Raw genomic sequence first — 17,402 nt, 5'->3', positions numbered from 1 at the left:
GCGGCTGTGTGTTGAAACCGTAATTATCGTTTTAAAGCCGATTATGATTATCTGCAGCCGTCTCTGCGCGGCTGCGTGTTGAAACTGTAATCACAATCAAATTACCGTCATTAATACGGGTAGCTGCGGATTTAAGTAAGGATGAAATAAGACAAACGACTATGTCAGTAAATTGATAACTTAACATTTAAATACAAAAGAGCGGTCAAAAATACGATAATTTTGGGCCGCTTTTGTTTATACGATTTTAATTTAACTAATTTAAAATATTAAGCTGCTCTAAAAATTCTTCTTCTGTTAATACTGGAATATTTAGTTCCTGCGCTTTGGCTAGTTTAGAGCCAGCTGCGTCACCTGCGATGACAAAGTCTGTTTTGCTGGAAACTGAGCCACTTACTTTGGCGCCTAGTTGTTGTAGTAATGCTTTTGCTTCGTTGCGACCCATTTGAGTGAGGGTGCCAGTGAGGACGACGGTTTTATCTTTGAATAAGTTTTCACTGACTTCTTTTACTTCCACGGTTTCCCAATGCACGCCTTGTGCGATTAAATCCTCAACGACAGCAACATTATGGGCTTCACGCCAGAATACAAAAATTCTGTTTGCTACAACTTCACCCACATCAGGCACTTGTTGAAGCTCTTCAAGATCAGCGGCTTTAAGCGCATCTAAAGTTTTGAAATGATTAGCAAGATTCAATGCAGTGGCTTCACCTACTTCACGTATGCCTAAAGCAAAAATAAAGCGAGCAAGGGTCGTTCTTTTGGCTTTCTCAAGACTATTGAGAGCGTTTTCTGCAGATTTTGCGCCCATTCTTTCTAAGCGTGTGAGCGTAGTTAAATCAAGTTTAAATAAGTCCGTAGGTGTATGAATCAGTTCTCTATCGACTAATTGTTCTATTAATTTTCCGCCTACACCATCAATATCCATGGCTTTACGAGAGACAAAATGTTTTAAAGCCTCTTTGCGTTGTGCAGCACAGAATAATCCTCCCGTACAGCGAGCTACTGCCTCACCTTCAATACGAATAATTTGAGAATCGCACACTGGACAGTTTGTTGGGAAAATGATTGGTTTAGCATTATTAGGGCGACGTTCATGTAGTACACCGATGATTTGTGGGATTACATCCCCTGCTCGGCGAATTACAACAGTATCGCCAATAGCAATATTTAAGCGTTCAATTTCATCGCCATTGTGTAAGGTGGCATTACTTACTGTAACACCTGCAATAAATACTGGTTCTAATTTAGCGACTGGTGTGATTGCACCTGTTCGGCCAACTTGGAATTCAACATCATTCAACACCGTTAATTCTTCTTGGGCTGGGAACTTATAAGCAATCGCCCAGCGAGGTGCCTTAGAAATAAATCCTAGTTCATTTTGTAAGGCTATGTCATTGATTTTTAATACAGTTCCGTCAATGTCATAACCCAGCGAGCTTCGTTTATTCTGAATATCTCGGTAAAAATCTAAAACTTCATTCGTGCCATTACATAAACGAATTTCTGGATTCACTGGAATACCGATAGATTTTAGCCATTGCAAACGAGCATAATGAGTGCTTGGCAGTTCAATGCCTTCAGCAATTCCAATACCATAAGCATTTAATACTAATGGGCGTTTACTTGTAATATTAGGATCAAGTTGACGCAAAGAGCCTGCCGCAGCATTACGAGGGTTAGCAAAGGTCTTTTCACCATGTTCTAGCGCATATTTATTTAAACGCTCAAATCCAGCATGTGGCATAAAAACTTCGCCCCGCACTTCTAAACGTGCAGGAGGATTATCTGTTAGAAGTTGTAATGGAATATTACGAATAGTGCGGATATTGGCTGTAATATCTTCGCCTGTGGTGCCATCACCACGAGTGGCTGCTTGGGTGAGCACGCCATTTACATACAAAATACTCACTGCCAAACCATCAAGTTTTGGTTCACAACAGAAGGTAAGTGGTTTAGGTAATATGATTAAACGATCTTCAATGCGTTTTACAAAGGCATTGAATTCTTCATCGGAAAAAGCATTATCCAAAGAGAGCATGGGAATTTCATGACGAATTTGGCTAAACCCAGAAAGTGGTTTTGCACCAACACGTTGAGTTGGGGAATCTGAAGTAATAAATTCAGGATGTTCTAACTCTAACGCTTTTAGCTGATGAAAGAGGCGATCATATTCGCTATCAGGCACTGTAGGATTATCTAGAACGTGATATTCGTATTCATATTGGCGCAAGGTTTTGCGTAGATTGTCTATTTGAGTTTGAATATTTGTCATAAACATAAAATTCTCGGGGAAAAATGACCGCACTTTTTGTGTGTTTAGAGTGAAAATAGACAGGCATAAAGCCTGTCTCAATAAAGATAAAAGTGCGGTAAATTTAAGGTATGAATTTACACGCGAGCAAGATATGTTTGCTCTGTATTTTCATCAAAGATTTCTTGTTCTTCAGTAAGCACGATGCCTTGTAAATCTTCGGCTAATGTATGCGCAGCGCGGATCATCATTCGTAAATTAGCGAGATTATTACCTGGTGATGGCAGTTGCATAAATAATACGATTCCCATAGTGCTAAAATCCACTAAGTTATAGGCATCGAATGTTCCTGGTTGCTCTAAATTTGCCACGCTAAAGAGAACTGGACTTGCCAAACTTAAATCTAAGTGGCGGTGATACATTTCATTCTTACCCAATATAAACCCTAAGTTTTCAAGGGCTTGTACTAATTTCGCACCGTTGAATTGCTCGCTAGATTTTGGAATAAGATAAAGTTGAATATAGCCAGTTTTTTGTTTCGGTTTAGCTGTTGTTTTTGCTTTTGGTTCATTAAAAGATACGTTGTAGTCCACTTGACGTTCTTCGTGAGCTAATTCCTCAAGTTGCACTCTTAATTCTGGTGATGATGAATTAATTCCATCGAAACTAGCATTTTGGCCTTGTTCTTCAATTTGTTCCAATGTCATATTCGCAACGCTATTTGATGTCGGCATATCATATTGTGGTTGAGTCGGATTTAACGGCTCAGAACGATGATTTCCCATATCATAAACAGGTTGAACATTTGGAATCGAAATCTTAATGTCATCGACACTTTTTTCACTTTGTCTATAATCAACAGGTTCTTGAGTCACAGCTGCATTAGGCATGACTTGATGACGAATTGGTGCGTTTGCTTGCGCTGTAGTTGCATGAGACAAATTAGCATTTGTTGGTTGCGTTTCTTCTTGCGTATGGGATCTTTGCACATGAGAAGTGCGGTTAAATTTATTGGCTTTATCAAAATATTTTGATTTCTCACGACGATTTGACCATAATCCGTGCACGATTAAGGCAACAAGTGCCAAAATGCCCACAATAATCAAAATTGTATTTAAATCCATCTTTATTCCTTACGCGTGCTAGTCCTGCGAGAATGCTATTAATGGCGCTAATCCTACCATATTTCAGTAGGTGAAAAAATACTTCAATGCGTGGAATTTTAAGGGAAAAGAGCGGTCTGTTTTAGGCGTATTTTTATTGAAAGGAAAGAAAAATGTTGAACCCCAATGAATTAAAATCTGGTTTCCATTATTTTGTAATGGGCTGGCATTACATCACACAAAAAGGTTTGCGTAGGTTTGTTATTATTCCAATTTTGCTCAATACCGTTTTGCTTTGTGGTTTATTTTGGCTTTTTATTAGCCAAATCACCAGTGCGATTGATTGGGTAATGAATTTTATTCCAGACTGGCTGAGTTTTCTCAGTGTAATTTTGTTAACCCTGTCAATTTTAACGATTTTATTGTTCTTTTATTTTACTTTCACCACACTGTCCGGCTTTATCGCCGCACCTTTTAATGGATTGTTAGCGGAAAAAGTAGAAAAAATGCTGACAGGTGAAAATATTAATGATGATAGTCTCGTGGATGTAATGAGGGATGTGCCTCGTATGCTTGCTCGAGAGTGGCAAAAATTACGTTATAGCCTACCAAAAATTATCGCCTTGTTTTTACTGAGTTTTATTCCTTTGGTTGGACAAACCATCGTGCCTGTACTTACTTTCTTGTTCACTTGTTGGATGATGGCAATTCAATACTGTGATTATCCTTTTGATAATCACAAAGTTTCTTTTGATATCATGAAAAATGCGCTTGGCAATCAAAGAACCCAAAGTTTAACTTTTGGTGGATTGGTTACTTGTTGTACTTTTGTACCAGTGATTAATTTATTAATCATGCCTGTTGCAGTATGTGGTGCGACGGTGATGTGGGTGGAAAATTATCGTAATGGCTTACGTTTTAATATGAATAGTCATCCCTCATCTCAAACAGGGCTTGAGGTTCATTCACAAAATACAGGGATTGTTAAATAGCTTGCGGTTATAAAATAGATCAAATAACTATTTTTTTAATCAAAAGTGCGGTGCTATAAATAAACCAACATTAATGAAGTCCAACGAAAGGGAAATATTATGACAATTTATGCAGACAATTCTTATTCTATCGGAAATACGCCACTTGTGCGTTTAAAACACTTTGGGCATAACGGCAATGTGGTGGTGAAAATTGAAGGTCGTAATCCTAGCTACAGCGTAAAATGCCGCATTGGGGCGAATATGGTGTGGCAAGCAGAAAAAGATGGTACGCTCATGAAAGGAAAAGAAATTGTAGATGCAACGAGCGGTAATACTGGTATCGCTTTGGCTTATGTTGCAGCCGCTAGAGGTTATAAAATCACACTCACCATGCCGGAAACAATGAGTCTTGAAAGAAAACGCTTATTGCACGGATTGGGTGTGAATTTAGTGCTTACCGAAGGCGTAAAAGGAATGAAAGGAGCGATTGCGAAAGCGGAAGAAATTGTTGCTTCTGATCCAAACCGCTATGTCATGCTTAAACAGTTTGAAAATCCAGCCAACCCACAAATTCATCGAGAAACAACAGGCCCTGAAATTTGGAAAGATACGGATGGCAAAGTCGATGTTGTTGTTTCTGGCGTAGGAACAGGCGGTACGATTACGGGTATTTCTCGCGCGATTAAATTAGATTTTGGTAAACAAATCACTTCTGTTGCGGTTGAGCCAGTGGAATCTCCAGTCATTACTCAAACTTTAGCGGGCGAAGAAGCAAAACCAGGCCCACATAAAATTCAAGGCATCGGTGCAGGTTTTATTCCAAAAAATTTAGATTTATCTATTATTGATCGCGTAGAAACTGTTGATAGCGATACCGCACTTGCCACAGCTCGTCGCTTAATGGCGGAAGAAGGCATTCTTGCAGGTATTTCATCTGGTGCAGCTGTCGCGGCTGCAGATCGCCTAGCTAAATTACCAGAATTTGCCGATAAACTCATTGTCGTTATTTTGCCTTCAGCTTCTGAACGCTATTTAAGCACAGCACTATTTGAAGGGATTGAGGGATAAACAAAAAAGAACAAAGTGCGGTGAATTTTCACCGCATTTTTGTATTTGGCATATCTGAAAACAAAAAAGCCTAGCGTTTGCTAGGCTTCTTCAATATTGATTATTTTGCGCAGTTGCAGTGTGTTGTTTTTTGTTCAAAACGTTCTGCAATGAAATCCCAGTTTACCACGTTCCAGAATTCTTTAATGTAGTCTGGACGGCGGTTTTGGAATTTTAAGTAGTAAGCGTGTTCCCAAACATCTAAACCTAAAAGTGGGAAACCTTCACAACCCGCCACTTCTTTACCCATTAATGGGTTATCTTGGTTTGCTGTTGATACAACGGCTAATTTACCTTCAGCAGTTAATACTAACCACGCCCAACCTGAACCGAAACGAGTTGCTGCTGCTTTTTCAAATTCAGCTTTAAATGCATCTACAGAACCGAAATCACGTTCGATAGCATCTTTTAATGCGCCCTGTAAGGTTGTACCTTTTTTCAAACCTTTCCAGAATAAGCTGTGGTTTGCATGACCGCCTGCGTTATTGCGTAATACGCCACGTTTTTCTGCAGGGATTTTGTCAAGGTTAGAAACTAATTGACCTGGGCACATTTCCACTAATTCAGCCGGTAAACCTTCTAATGCAGCGTTTGCATTGTTTACATAAGCTTGGTGGTGTTTGCTGTGGTGGATTTCCATTGTTTGCGCATCGAAATGTGGTTCTAATGCATCGTAGGCGTAGCCTAATTCAGGTAGAGTGTAAGCCATAATTTATTCCTTCTATGTAATAAAGACAAATTTCGTTGAGGGTTTTGGTCTATAACCAAAATTGGGCAAATAATAGCAAAAATTTTGATTTAGATCATTAAATGTTTTTCCTTTTACATTAATAGACGAATTTATTAAACCTTGTTTTAAATCAATAAACCTATCGATCTACACCTAAAGAGTTATCTGTTTCGGGGGCTAAAATCTCGTCAAATATTTCTCTTGTGATAGAATACCGCCACTTTTTATTTTCCCTTTGCAATTATGTTTGAACCACACAAGTTATCTCTGCAAAATTTATCCTGCCAACGTGGTGAGCGCGTACTTTTTCGTGCTTTGACTTGCGATTTTAATAGCGGTGATTTTGTGCAAATTGAAGGGCATAACGGCATAGGTAAAACCAGTTTATTACGTATTCTTGCGGGTTTAGCCCAACCTTTAGAAGGCGAAGTGCGGTGGGATTCTGAAGCAATTTCTAAACAACGTGAACAGTATCATCAGAATTTGCTTTATTTAGGTCATCTTTCGGGCGTAAAACCAGAATTAACTGCATGGGAAAATTTGCAGTTTTATCAACGAATTAGTCAAGCTGAACAAAATACTGATATTTTGTGGGATTTGCTTGAGAAAGTAGGGTTGTTAGGTCGTGAAGATTTGCCCGCCGCACAACTTTCTGCAGGGCAACAAAAACGTATTGCATTAGGTCGTTTATGGTTGTCTCAAGCGCCCTTATGGATTTTAGATGAGCCCTTTACTGCGATTGATAAAAAAGGCGTGGAAATTCTAACCGCACTTTTTGATGAGCATGCTCAAAGAGGTGGTATCGTATTGTTAACCAGCCACCAAGAAGTGCCAAGTTCTCATCTGCAAAAATTAAATTTAGCGGCTTATAAAGCGGAATAACTTAATGATTTTTTTAGAGATAATTAAACGAGAACTTCAAATTGCGATGCGCAAAAATGCGGAAATTTTAAATCCGCTATGGTTCTTTTTACTTGTGATTACTTTGTTTCCGCTTGTTATTGGACTGGATCCTAAATTACTTTCCCGTATCGCACCGGGTATCGCATGGGTAGCCGCATTACTTTCAGCATTGCTTTCTTTTGAACGTTTATTCCGTGATGATTTTATTGATGGCTCTCTTGAACAATTAATGTTAACCACACAGCCTTTGCCGATGACTGCTTTAGCTAAGGTGGTTGCACATTGGTTGCTAACTGGTTTGCCACTTATTTTGCTGTCACCTATTGCCGCTTTATTGCTTTCTCTTGAGGTCAATATTTGGTGGGCATTGGTTTTGACATTGTTACTGGGCACCCCTGTATTTAGTTGTATCGGTGCAATTGGCGTCGCTTTAACGGTGGGATTGCGAAAAGGTGGCGTGTTGTTGAGTTTGCTTGTTGTTCCGTTGTTTATTCCTGTTTTAATTTTTGCGTCATCAGTATTAGAGGCTGCAGGATTAAATGTGCCTTATGGGGGGCAACTGGCGATTTTAGGCGCCATGATGGTTGGCGCTGTAACGCTTTCGCCTTTTGCCATCGCAGCAGCACTGCGAATTAGTTTAGATAATTAATTTCATTCCACCGTATAAAAGTGCGGTGGTTTTTCTCTTTCATTTTTAAGGATCTTTTTTATGTGGAAGTGGCTACATCCTTATGCAAAACCCGAAACTCAATATCGTATCTGCGGTAAATTGAGTTCGTTATTTGCATTTTTAACGCTTATTTTACTCGGTGTCGGCATTGTATGGGGCTTAGCATTCGCACCAGCAGATTACCAACAGGGCAATAGTTTCCGAATTATGTACGTGCATGTACCGACAGCGATTTGGTCAATGGGTGTGTACGGTTCAATGGCGATTGCAGCTGTGGTTGCTCTTGTGTGGCAAATTAAGCAAGCTCACCTCGCAATGATTGCAATGGCGCCAATTGGTGCATTGTTTACTTTCTTATCGCTTGTTACGGGCGCGATTTGGGGTAAACCAATGTGGGGCACTTGGTGGGTGTGGGATGCTCGCTTAACTGCAGAATTGATCTTATTCTTTCTTTATCTTGGTATCTTAGCACTTTATTCTGCTTTTTCAGATCGTAATGTAGGGGCAAAAGCGGCTGGGATTTTATGCATTACAACGGTCGTGATTTTACCGATTATTCATTTTTCTGTGGAATGGTGGAACACGTTACATCAAGGTGCGAGTATCACTAAACTGGAAAAACCATCCATTGCAATTCCAATGTTGGTTCCATTAATTTTGTGTATCTTTGGTTTTTTAACCTTGTATATTTGGCTTACTTTAGTGCGTTATCGCGTGGAATTATTGAAAGAAGATGCGAAACGTCTTTGGGTTAAAGCATTAGCTCAAACACTGAAATAAAGTGCGGTTAGTTTTTTAGCGATTTTTTATAAGGAATATTTTATGTTTTTCCAGACTTGGAGTGATTTTTTTAATATGGGTGGCTACGGTTTTTACGTATGGTTATCCTATGCAGTAAGTTTAGTGGCAGTTATTGCCTTAATTGTTCAAAGTGTAAAACAACGCAAGACAGCGTTACAAAATGTATTGCGTGAGCAACAACGCGAAGAACGTTTACAACAAGCAAATAAAGGGAACACACTATGAATCCAAGACGTAAATCCAGATTTAAATTAGTCATTTTTGTTGTGCTCGGCATTGCTATTGCAAGTGGATTGATGCTGTATGCGTTACGTCAAAATATCGACTTGTTTTATACGCCATCTGAAGTGATTCAAGGTAAGGATAATAACCCGAATCAAAAACCAGAAGTAGGACAGCGTATTCGTGTTGGCGGTATGGTGGTTGAAGGCACGGTAGTACGTGATCCAAAAAGCTTAAAAGTGCGCTTCGATTTAAATGATATTGGCCCAGCGATCACTGTTGAATATGAAGGCATTTTGCCAGATCTTTTCCGTGAAGGACAAGGTATTGTGGCTCAAGGTGTATTAACTCAGCCAACTGTTTTAACTGCGACAGAAGTATTGGCTAAACACGATGAAAATTATGTGCCACCAGAATTAGGTGAAAAAATGCAAAAAGTGCATAAACCGATGGGGATTGGCGATGCAGATTTAAAAGGCGAAAGCACACGTGATCGTCAAGAAAAAGAAGGCGCAAAATGATTGCTGAATTAGGAAATTATGCGCTGGCTTTAAGTTTAGCCGTATCGCTTATGTTGGCGATTTTCCCTTTGTGGGGGGCAGAAAAGGGTAATGCACAATTAATGGCATTAGCTCGCCCAATGACTTATGGTTTATTTGCAAGTTTAAGCATCGCTTTTGCTGCATTATTTTATTTATTCGCAGTAAATGATTTTAGTGTGCAGTATGTGGTGAATAACTCTAATACGGCTTTACCGATTTATTATCGTTTGTCTGCCGTATGGGGTTCTCACGAAGGTTCTTTATTGCTGTGGATTTGGCTACTGGCCGTTTGGTCATCAGCTGTTGCTTTATTGAGTAAACATTTGCCTCAGGAAGCGGTTGCTCGCGTACTTGGTATTATGGGGATTATTAGCGTAGGTTTTGTGTTGTTCGTCTTGTTCACCTCAAATCCTTTTACTCGTACTTTCCCTGATTTCCCAGTGGACGGAAAAGAGCTCAATCCAATGTTGCAAGATGTAGGTTTGATTTTCCATCCGCCATTACTTTATATGGGCTATGTTGGTTTTTCGGTGGCATTTGCGTTTGCAATTGCATCCTTAATGACTGGAAAATTAGATTCAGCTTGGGCGCGTTGGTCACGTCCTTGGACGCTTGCAGCTTGGGTGTTTTTAACTTTAGGTATCGTACTCGGTTCTTGGTGGGCTTATTATGAGCTTGGCTGGGGGGGCTGGTGGTTCTGGGATCCTGTGGAAAACTCCTCGTTTATGCCTTGGCTTGCTGGTACAGCATTGATTCACTCTCTTTCTGTGACAGAAAAACGAGGTTCTTTCAAAGCTTGGACAGTATTACTTGCGATTTTAGCCTTTTCACTTTGTCTGCTCGGCACGTTCTTAGTTCGTTCTGGCATCTTGGTTTCAGTTCATGCATTTGCATCGGATCCAACTCGTGGTTTGTATATTTTGGCTTACCTCGTTGTGGTGATCGGTGGTTCGCTAGCACTCTATGCGTATAAAGGAAGTCAAATTCGCTCTCGTGATAATGCAGAACGCTATTCACGCGAAAGTATGTTGTTATTAAATAATATCTTATTAATGACCGCACTTTGCGTTGTCTTCTTAGGAACGTTGTTACCACTCGTTCATAAACAAGTTGGTTTAGGTTCTATTTCTATTGGTGCGCCATTCTTTGATCAAATGTTCTTAATTATTATGACACCATTTGCATTATTGCTTGGTATTGGACCTTTGGTGAAATGGCGTAGAGACCAATTTTCTGCAATTCGTACGCCTGTTGTTATTAGCGTATTTGTTATGGTGATTGCAGGTTTTGCGTTACCTTACTTCTTGCAAGATAAAATTACCGTGAGTTCGGTGCTTGGTTCAATGATGACTGTGATTATCGCGTTACTTGCGCTTTATGAATTGCAACAACGTGCGACGCATCGTGAACTATTCTTTGTGGGCGTACGAAAACTATCTCGTTCTCATTGGGGAATGATGTTAGCTCACTTAGGTGTAGCTATGACCGTATGGGGAATTGCATTTAGCCAAAACTTTAGCGTAGAACGTGATGTTCGAATGAAAGTCGGCGAGAGCGCTCAAATTGGTCGTTACGATTTTAAATTCACCGGTGTGACGGATGAGAATGGTCCAAACTATATTGGTGGAAAAGCTCAAATTGATATTTCGAAAGATGGGCAACCAGAGGCAAGTTTATTCGCAGAAAAACGTTTTTACACAGTAAGTCGGATGTCTATGACGGAAGCCGCGATTGCTGGTGGTTTAACTCGTGACCTTTATGTGGCTCTCGGTGAAAAACTTGAGGATAATTCTTGGGCGTTACGCTTATATTATAAGCCATTTATTCGCTGGATTTGGATTGGCGGCTTGTTTATGGCGTTAGGTGGATTGTTGTGTATGTTCGATCGACGCTATCGATTTAACGCTTTATTGAAAAAATAATATGACGGCGCACCTTGATTAAGGTGTGCTTTAACTTTTAATTAGCTTGCGTGAATAATGTGAGCTTTCAGGAAAGCCAACTTTGGTTTTTATATTTAAAGTGCGGTAAAAAATGAAAAAAAAATTACTCGTTCCTCTTATTCTCTTTTTATCGATAACAATTGCATTTTTAGTGCAATTAAAACGTAATGCGCAAGGTGAAGATATTAAAGCATTAGAGTCTGCTTTAGTTGGCAAGCCTGTGCCAGCAAAAAATTTAACGGAGCTTTTTGAAAATAAAGCTTACACTAATGAATTGTTTCAACAAGGTAAGCCGGTTTTGCTTAATGTGTGGGCGACGTGGTGTCCGACTTGTTATGCCGAACATCAATATTTAAATAAACTTGCTAAAGACGGTGTGCGAATTATCGGTTTAGATTATAAAGATGAATCCCCTAAAGCAATGAAGTGGTTAAAAGATCTTGGCAATCCTTATCAAGTTGTTTTAAAAGATGAAAAAGGTTCTTTCGGTTTGGATTTAGGGGTATATGGAGCACCAGAAACTTTCATTGTAGATGGAAAAGGTGTGATTCATTATCGTTATGCCGGTGATGTAAATGAGAAAGTTTGGACTCAGACTTTAAAAACAATTTATGACAAACTTTCGGAGCAACAATAATGAAAAAAACATGGCTATTTTTGACCGCTCTTTTGTTTAGCTCAGTGGCGTTTTCAGCGATTGACGCATTAAATTTTAGTTCTCCACAGCAAGAGAGTGATTACCACCAATTAACACAATCTTTGCGTTGTCCTCAATGTCAAAATAACAATATTGCGGATTCCAATGCAACTATCGCTGTGGATATGCGTGGCAAAGTATTTGAGCTTTTACAAGAAGGCAAATCGAAAAATGACGTAGTGGATTATATGGTCGTACGTTACGGCAATTTTGTAACCTATGATCCACCTATGACAGCGAGTACATTAGTGCTATGGATTGCGCCATTATTGCTTGTATTGTTAGGCGTGGTATTTTTATTAAAACGTAAACCAAAAGCTCAAAGTGCGGTGAAATCCCAAGATGTTTTAACGGATGAAGATAATGCGCGTTTGGCAGAATTATTAAACAAGGATAAATAGATGAATTTTGCATTAATTTTTATATTAACCACTTTAGTTGTAGCGTTAATTTGTTTTTATCCTTTATTGCGTCAATTCAAAGCTAAACATGGGCAAAAACGTGATGATTTAAATAAGGCGTTATATTTCTCGCGCTTAGAAGAAATTGAGCAAGATAATTCTCAAGGTTTAGTTGAAAATGTTGAGCAACTCAAACAAGAATTACAGAAAACCTTGCTTGATGATGTGCCGAGCAAGGTTCAAGAGAATGTGGATTATTCTGGCAAATCTTATGGGAAAGTGTGGTTTGCGTCTGGCGTGTTGGCGTTAGGGATTATCGCGGGTTCTTCTTATTTTATGGTGGGATCTTGGCAAGCTGAATCGATGTTAGAGCAAACTTATGCGAAATTGCCCTATTTCTTTGATCGAATGAAAGATGAAGATAAAAATCCATTTTCTGATGCAGAAATGCAGCAATTTTCTACCGCACTTCGAATCGATTTGCAGAAAAATCCAACTGATGCAAAAAAATGGTGGATGCTCGGTCAGATTGGGATGAATTTAGGTGATGCACGTTTGGCATTTGATAGCTATCAAAAAGCTAACAAACTTGAACCAGATAATGTGCAATATAAATTAGGTTATGCTCGTATATTGATGTTCTCTGAAGACGCGACTGATAAACTTAAAGGTGGCAATTTATTGAGAGAAGTGATTCGTCAAGATCACACTAACATTGAAGCGTTAAGTCTGCTCGCATTCCGTTATTTTGAAACAGAAGATTATAAAATGGCGGCAGTGACTTGGGCGATGATGCTGCGCTTAATGCCGAAAGATGATGAGCGAGTTCCTCTAATTGAAAAAAGTATTCGTGCTGCGCGTGATGCTTTAGAAGCTCAAAACGAAGAAAAATCAAAAAGTATTACACCTGAAAAATAACCTAGTATCATATAAGTCTTTTTGGTATAGTGCTTTGGTATTGTTGGCATGTGGTTAATTGTTCGTATTTCATGTGAGAAATACAGTCCAGTATATTAAGGAAAACGAGAAATGGATCATAAAAATCACACATTTTTTTCTTTATTTTGTTGCATGCTGATTAGCTTGCTTATACCACGCTTATCTCTTGCAGAAGGAATGTCTAGCTCAGTAACTTATGTTGATGAAAAAGATAAAAAGGCTTTTAACTCACATGTTTCTGATAATGATGTGCAGAAACTTGCACAAAGTATTGAGTTAAAAGTTTATAAAATTGACGAGATGAGTTCATCGGAGAGTGTTTTTGAGTCTCCAGCGGGCATTTGTCAAGGATTTAAAGTGAAAAGAGGTGTGGATTATACAAATTCAACTCACAATTATCTTTCGCCAAATGATAAAAGTGAATATTACGGTAGCGTAACGGGAGCGACGATTTATAATCAAAAAGATCCTCAAAATTTAAGTTATGTGCCAGTTTATTCAATTACAGATAAAGATTTATCTAAGCGTATTCAGTTAAAAGAAAATAAAACATTAAAGGAAAAAGCAACGAGTTATGTATCAGAAGGTAGGGCTGTATTGACTGACGTAATTTGTAAATAGGATGTATTTAATGAGAAAGATAGTTTTTGTTAGTTGTGCAATTTTAGGTTTAGCTGCATGTTCATCTCAACCAGAACAAACTGGTGGCGGTGTTTATGATATGAAGACTGTGCAAGAGTATAATGCTCGTGTAACAAGTGGTAATACGGTTACTCAGGCTCAGAAAGATAAAGTGGCAAGCCAAGTTGATACTAACTTAAAATTGAATGCGAGTGATAATAAGGTTAAAACTCGAGTGAGAAGTTCGCTACCAGTTATCCCTGTAGTCCCAAGTGTTGGGTATCATTATAATTACCATCATTTTAGATAGAAAAACTAAAGCCTTAATAATTCAGCAACCTCCAAAAGGTTGGGCTGTTAAATCAAGGCTAAGTTATGGGAACTATAGAGCTAGTTCTCTTAGTTTAAACTGAATACGCTCATGATTGTAATAATGAATGTATTCATGGATCATTTTTCGAGTTGCTCAAAAGCATCAAATTATTTTCTATCGTAAACCCCGTTTTTACCATCCAAAGAAGCTATTTATCATCTTATTATCTAGACAATTTCTTTTTCTTGACATACTTTTCAAATACTATTTTTCAACAGGATTTCTTGATAACTTCTTATTTGATATTGCAACCCTTGGGTAAAATGTAAAATAGGGTTTGCTCCTCAAGCCTTGCTACCATTTTCTACATATTTAAATTCACTTAGGCCTATAACCCACCTTTCATTAGTTCAACTCAGTCAGAATTTGTACGATTTATTGATTATATGGTCGATGATTTAGTTAAATTCTCACTATCAAAACTCTATGAATTATTCAGTTTAGAGCAGTTTTAAACTCACTTTAAAACAATTAGTTAAGAGGAATTTAAGTTAGTTATCTAGGATAGCCCCAAATTGTTTAATCCGGTCTCTCAAGATTGTGTCAGTAAAATGAAAATATTTCTTTGTGAGAAAAGGGTTTTTACTGTGTCGAAGATAAAAATCGATCACTTGTTGTTTGACGGATTGGGTATATTTAATGATAAAAAATCTGCACCTTAATCAGTTAGTTGTCTCGTCTAACTTTTGGGTGCAGATTACAAGGCTTTATTCTTTCAATTAAAAGAGATTAACTTAACAACGCCTGCGCAGCTGCGATCACAACAGACACAGCTTTTTCTTCCGTTTGTTTCATTGTTGCTTCATTTGGAATTTCTTGTTGAGTGCGGTTTACAATCACGCCCGCAACCATCCCAGCACGCAAACCTAATGCGCTACACATGGTAAACAATGTTGACGATTCCATTTCGTAGTTCATCACATTCAAATCTTGCCATTGTTTAAGTAGCCCTTGGTAATCACGATATACTTTTCCGCTATAGGTATCATAACGTTCTTGACCTGGATAGAATGTATCAGATGATGCTGTTACGCCTACATAAGGCTCGATACCTTTTGCTTTCGCTGCATTATAAAGTGCGGTTGTACATTCAAAGTTTGCCACAGCTGGATATTCTAATGGTGCGAAATGACGGCTTGCACCATCTAAGCGAACAGAAGCGGTTGTGATAAGAACATCACCTACATTAATATGTGGTTGAATGGCACCCGTTGTACCAATACGCAAGAAAGTGCGAACACCAAGTTGAGCAAGTTCTTCCACACAAATTGATGTTGATGGCCCACCAATACCCGTAGAACATACAACAACAGGTTGTCCATTAAGATAACCTAACCATGAAGTAAATTCGCGCGTGCTAGCAAGGAACTCTGGATTATCAAGTTGTTTAGCAATACGCTCACTACGCGCAGGATCGCCAGGAACAATAGCGAGTGTAGCCCCTTTTAACTGGGATTTTGTGAGGTTTAAGTGGAATACGTCTGACATAATAAATCTCCTTATTGCCATTTAACGTGATGATTTCACCCTGAGGCGAAATCAGATTATTTGAATAAATAAAAGCACGCCAAGTATTTTTCTAAAATACAACTTTATCTCTTAAGCGCGCCCATTATGCCTCTCATAATTTGCTTGGTAATTTGATTTCGAATATTTCGCCCTACAGATTGCGCAACACTATTTACTATTTGCTCAGTTGGCGATAATTTTTCACCGCGCTTTTGCGTACCAAAAATCATTCGGCTCAAACTGCCTAAGAAGCCGTTTTCTTCTTCCGTTTGGGCTTGCTCTGCTTGTTTTTGTTGTACCGCAGATAAATCCGCTTGAGCAGTTAATACTTCAAAGGCAGATTCATTATCTACATATTCTTTATAATACGCATAAAGATCATCATCTTTCACCCAAGCATTACGTTCGTCTGTCGTTAATGGTAAAAGCTGACTTTTTGGCGGATAGATATAGGCAATTTCAACTGGCGTTGGCATGTCTTTTTCATCTAAAAAGGATACCAATGCTTGGCCCACTCCAAGGGTTGAAATGGTCTCAACGACATTCACTGAAGGGTTTGCTCGGAAAGTTTCTGCAGCTGATTTCACAGCTTTTTGATCACGCGGAGTAAATGCACGAAGAGCGTGTTGAACACGGTTACCTAACTGGCCTAATACGGTATCTGGCAAATCAAGCGGGTTCTGCGTGACAAAATAGATCCCCACGCCTTTAGAACGAATCAAGCGCACAACTTGTTCTACTTTTTCCACGAGTACGCTTGGTGCACCGTCAAACAATAAGTGTGCTTCATCAAAAAACATAACAAATTTAGGTTTCTCAGGATCACCCACTTCTGGCAGTTGTTCAAAGAGTTCTGCCATCAACCATAATAGAAATGCGCTATACATTCTTGGGGAATTAATCAATTTTTCAGAATTGAGTACATTAATCACCCCTCGCCCATCGCGAGTTTGCATCCAATCATCTAGATTCAATGCGGGCTCACCAAATAAATTTGTGGCACCTTCATTTTCAAGTGTCAGTAATGCTCGTTGGATTGCACCAATACTTGCGGTCGAAACATTGCCATATTCAACTTGGAAGGTTTTCGCATTCTCTGCAACATACTTCAGCATTGCACGTAGATCTTTTAAATCAATGAGCAATAAACCTTTATCATCTGCCACACGAAATACGAGGTTTAACAATCCTTCTTGCGTAGCGTTTAGATTCAATAAACGAGAAAGCAACAACGGGCCCATTTCAGAAATAGTTGTTCGGAGAGGAATGCCCGTTTGGCCAAAAACATCCCAAAAAGAAACAGGATATCCATTGAGATAATTTTCATTGCCTAACCCGAACTGCTCAATTCGTTCCGCAATTTTGCCCTGAAATTGACCGCTCTTTACTAAGCCAGAAAGATCGCCCTTTACGTCTACTAAAAATACCGGAACCCCATCATCACTGAAAGCTTCTGCCATTTTACGTAATGTGACAGTTTTACCCGTACCTGTTGCGCCAGCAATAAGGCCATGGCGGTTAGCCATTTTGGCAGTGATGCCTAGGATTTTACCTTGTTCTGTGCGAGAGAGAGCGTATTGCATAAATGAATATCCTTTTGTTTTTTGTTGTAA

Annotated in this window: 18 protein-coding genes, 1 pseudogene and 1 CRISPR repeat array (1 of these 20 cut by a window edge); of the genes and pseudogenes, 13 read left to right on the top strand and 6 right to left on the bottom strand. The window is 39.0% G+C overall.

Annotated elements, in window-relative coordinates:
- Nucleotides 1-85: direct repeats of the CRISPR family, unit length 32 nt (it extends 281 nt beyond the left edge of the window).
- A 171-nt stretch (nt 86-256) separates the two neighbouring features.
- Complete coding sequence (gene ligA, locus AC6H0A_RS06385) at nt 257-2,275, bottom strand: NAD-dependent DNA ligase LigA (protein WP_044233198.1); 2,019 nt, start codon at nt 2,273-2,275, stop codon at nt 257-259.
- A gap of 116 nt (nt 2,276-2,391) precedes the next feature.
- Complete coding sequence (gene zipA, locus AC6H0A_RS06380) at nt 2,392-3,378, bottom strand: cell division protein ZipA (protein WP_179230956.1); 987 nt, start codon at nt 3,376-3,378, stop codon at nt 2,392-2,394.
- Nucleotides 3,379-3,530: 152 nt separating this feature from the next.
- Between zipA and cysZ the strand changes: the two genes are divergently transcribed.
- Together cysZ and cysK are read left to right on the top strand one after the other, a co-directional pair.
- Nucleotides 3,531-4,349, top strand: a complete 819-nt coding sequence (gene cysZ / locus AC6H0A_RS06375; protein WP_005642797.1) for a sulfate transporter CysZ — start codon at nt 3,531-3,533, stop codon at nt 4,347-4,349.
- Nucleotides 4,350-4,448: 99 nt separating this feature from the next.
- Nucleotides 4,449-5,399 (top strand): cysteine synthase A, encoded by a 951-nt coding sequence (gene cysK / locus AC6H0A_RS06370; RefSeq protein ID WP_005642794.1) that lies wholly within the window; start codon nt 4,449-4,451, stop codon nt 5,397-5,399.
- A gap of 100 nt (nt 5,400-5,499) precedes the next feature.
- Here cysK and sodA read toward each other — a convergent pair whose 3' ends face one another.
- Nucleotides 5,500-6,147 carry a superoxide dismutase [Mn] gene (gene sodA / locus AC6H0A_RS06365; RefSeq protein WP_005642792.1) on the bottom strand — a complete coding sequence of 216 codons (648 nt, stop codon included), beginning with the start codon at nt 6,145-6,147 and terminating at the stop codon, nt 5,500-5,502.
- A gap of 264 nt (nt 6,148-6,411) precedes the next feature.
- On the opposite strand from sodA, the gene ccmA reads away from it, so the two are divergent.
- The 11 genes from ccmA to AC6H0A_RS06310 all read left to right on the top strand — a co-directional run bounded on the left by ccmA (nt 6,412) and on the right by AC6H0A_RS06310 (nt 14,217).
- Entirely contained in the window at nt 6,412-7,050 is a 639-nt protein-coding gene (gene ccmA, locus AC6H0A_RS06360) for a cytochrome c biogenesis heme-transporting ATPase CcmA (RefSeq protein ID WP_005642790.1), read from the top strand.
- A 4-nt stretch (nt 7,051-7,054) separates the two neighbouring features.
- Nucleotides 7,055-7,720: a heme exporter protein CcmB gene (gene ccmB, locus AC6H0A_RS06355; protein WP_005642788.1), complete on the top strand. Its 666-nt coding sequence runs from the start codon at nt 7,055-7,057 to the stop codon at nt 7,718-7,720.
- Between the two features lie 60 nt (nt 7,721-7,780).
- Nucleotides 7,781-8,521 carry a heme ABC transporter permease gene (locus AC6H0A_RS06350; RefSeq protein ID WP_179230958.1) on the top strand — a complete coding sequence of 247 codons (741 nt, stop codon included), beginning with the start codon at nt 7,781-7,783 and terminating at the stop codon, nt 8,519-8,521.
- A gap of 42 nt (nt 8,522-8,563) precedes the next feature.
- Nucleotides 8,564-8,767, top strand: coding sequence for a heme exporter protein CcmD (gene ccmD / locus AC6H0A_RS06345; protein WP_005642784.1), 204 nt, complete (start codon nt 8,564-8,566; stop codon nt 8,765-8,767).
- The gene (gene ccmE, locus AC6H0A_RS06340) at nt 8,764-9,285 is read left to right on the top strand and encodes a cytochrome c maturation protein CcmE (RefSeq protein ID WP_005631161.1); all 522 of its coding nucleotides are present in this window, start codon (nt 8,764-8,766) and stop codon (nt 9,283-9,285) included. The genes ccmD and ccmE overlap by 4 nt, the downstream gene beginning before the upstream one ends.
- A complete protein-coding gene (locus tag AC6H0A_RS06335; RefSeq protein ID WP_005642782.1) occupies nt 9,282-11,228 on the top strand; it encodes a heme lyase CcmF/NrfE family subunit in 1,947 nt (648 codons plus the stop codon). The genes ccmE and AC6H0A_RS06335 overlap by 4 nt, the downstream gene beginning before the upstream one ends.
- A gap of 112 nt (nt 11,229-11,340) precedes the next feature.
- Nucleotides 11,341-11,886: a DsbE family thiol:disulfide interchange protein gene (locus AC6H0A_RS06330; protein ID WP_005642780.1), complete on the top strand. Its 546-nt coding sequence runs from the start codon at nt 11,341-11,343 to the stop codon at nt 11,884-11,886.
- Nucleotides 11,886-12,347, top strand: a complete 462-nt coding sequence (locus AC6H0A_RS06325; RefSeq protein ID WP_005642779.1) for a cytochrome c-type biogenesis protein — start codon at nt 11,886-11,888, stop codon at nt 12,345-12,347. Before AC6H0A_RS06330 ends, AC6H0A_RS06325 begins: the two co-directional genes overlap by 1 nt.
- Nucleotides 12,348-13,265, top strand: coding sequence for a c-type cytochrome biogenesis protein CcmI (ccmI, locus tag AC6H0A_RS06320; RefSeq protein ID WP_005642778.1), 918 nt, complete (start codon nt 12,348-12,350; stop codon nt 13,263-13,265).
- Nucleotides 13,266-13,376: 111 nt separating this feature from the next.
- On the top strand, nt 13,377-13,907 hold the full coding sequence (locus AC6H0A_RS06315; RefSeq protein ID WP_005642777.1) for a DUF8095 domain-containing protein: 531 nt from the start codon (nt 13,377-13,379) through the stop codon (nt 13,905-13,907).
- A gap of 10 nt (nt 13,908-13,917) precedes the next feature.
- Nucleotides 13,918-14,217 carry a hypothetical protein gene (locus tag AC6H0A_RS06310; RefSeq protein WP_005642775.1) on the top strand — a complete coding sequence of 100 codons (300 nt, stop codon included), beginning with the start codon at nt 13,918-13,920 and terminating at the stop codon, nt 14,215-14,217.
- 72 nt (nt 14,218-14,289) lie between these two features.
- Here AC6H0A_RS06310 and AC6H0A_RS06305 read toward each other — a convergent pair.
- The 3 genes and pseudogenes from AC6H0A_RS06305 to AC6H0A_RS06295 form a co-directional block, all read right to left on the bottom strand.
- A pseudogene (locus AC6H0A_RS06305) lies at nt 14,290-14,561 on the bottom strand (IS3 family transposase); the annotation flags it as partial.
- 448 nt (nt 14,562-15,009) lie between these two features.
- Nucleotides 15,010-15,768 carry a uridine phosphorylase gene (gene udp / locus AC6H0A_RS06300; protein ID WP_005635080.1) on the bottom strand — a complete coding sequence of 253 codons (759 nt, stop codon included), beginning with the start codon at nt 15,766-15,768 and terminating at the stop codon, nt 15,010-15,012.
- Nucleotides 15,769-15,872: 104 nt separating this feature from the next.
- Nucleotides 15,873-17,372 carry a helicase HerA-like C-terminal domain-containing protein gene (locus AC6H0A_RS06295; protein WP_005642769.1) on the bottom strand — a complete coding sequence of 500 codons (1,500 nt, stop codon included), beginning with the start codon at nt 17,370-17,372 and terminating at the stop codon, nt 15,873-15,875.
- Nucleotides 17,373-17,402 lie beyond the last annotated feature (30 nt).

The organism is Haemophilus sp. THUN1692, assembly GCF_059704395.1.
This window is presented reverse-complemented; position numbering and strand designations above follow the sequence as displayed.